General features: G+C 69.7%; 1 protein-coding gene. It reads left to right on the plus strand.

Annotation, left to right across the window (positions count from 1 at the left end; all coding sequences use genetic code 11):
- The first annotated feature begins 184 nt into the window (after positions 1-184).
- A complete protein-coding gene (locus TR49_RS27160; protein ID WP_042386482.1) occupies positions 185-616 on the plus strand; it encodes a ricin-type beta-trefoil lectin domain protein in 432 nt (143 codons plus the stop codon).
- Positions 617-1,315 lie beyond the last annotated feature (699 nt).

Raw genomic sequence — 1,315 nt, forward strand, 5'->3', positions numbered from 1 at the left:
ACACGCCGGGACGCCAAGGGGGGTGCGCTGCTTCCCGATCGGTCCTTGTTTCGATGAGGTGTGATCCGTCACTGGGTGTCGCCCTGGCGGGAACGGGTCTTCCTCATCCTTCTTTCTTTCAAGGGGACGCCGCATGAGCCGAACCACGGGGAGGGCGCACTATCGTGCTGCTCTCGTTGCCTCTATGGCGCTGGCCCTGTTCACCGGAGCCGTATCGGCGGCGTCAGCCGCCGAGCACGGACGGATCGTCAATGGCTGGACGGGCCGCTGTCTTCAGGCGAACTCCTACGACGGCGCTGTTTTCACCGGTGATTGCGGGAAGGCTCCCGGGGACGGGCGCGCCCTGTGGGCGGTACGCGCCGACGGCGTGACCGGGAGGAATGCACGGATCTTCTGGTCGGACGGCGGATGTCTGGCCAGCGGCCGCGAGCACACCGTGGTTGTCTCGCAGTGGTGCAAGGACGACAACTCGGTGTGGGTCCGGGCGCGGGACGGCAGGCTCGTGAACCTGGCCACCGGCCGGTGTCTGACCGACGAGGGCCTTGGCTATGCGCAGCTCTCCAGTTGCCGCGACGGCCTCGGCGCGCGCCAAGCCTGGCGCACCGGGGCCGGGTGAACCCCGCTCCCGCTGTAGCGATTGCGTCCGGCCGGCGCCTCGTTTAAGGACACCGGCCGGCCTTTGGCCGCCGAGACGGTTCGACGGTTCCCGGGCGGCAGCCCCGCAGTCCGGATTTCGTGCCCCCAAGTGGTGCAGCCGATCACGGCTCGGCGACACCCGTCTTCACTGTGACACCCGTCTACACTGCGCCGCCCGCCGCCCGCCGCCTACTGGGCTTTGGCGACGGGGCGGGTTTTCGTTCGGCCGGGGGGCTTGTCGTGCGTTGCTGTGTGGTCGTGTGGGTTGGGTGCGTCGTGTGTCCGCGCCAGGGCTGCGCTGCGCCCTCGGGTTGTCGGTCGGGTGTCCTCGCGGCTGTCGCATGGTTTCCCGTGTGACGCCCGGGCCGGGCCGGGCGGGGCCGATCTGACTGGTCGCCTGGCGCGCAAGACTGCGCTGGACGCTCGCGAAGAGTCCCTGCTCTGTTGAAGACCGGACGAAGTGAGGCGGCCGGCGCGACTGGCCTTTTCCGGGCTGTCCTCATCAACCGGACGCCGTTTGGCCGTGGGGCGGTTGAGGTCAACCCCGCGGGATCGAACGCGGTATGTCCAACTGGGCTTTGGGGCTTGTCGGGTACTGGCGTCGTGGGGGGCCGGGGGGTCGGCGGTTCGGCTGGTCGGGTGGGCCGGTGTTGTCTCGGCGGGCCGGAGGTCAGCCTGG

This window comes from Streptacidiphilus melanogenes (assembly GCF_000787835.1).
Lineage (GTDB): Bacteria > Actinomycetota > Actinomycetes > Streptomycetales > Streptomycetaceae > Streptacidiphilus > Streptacidiphilus melanogenes.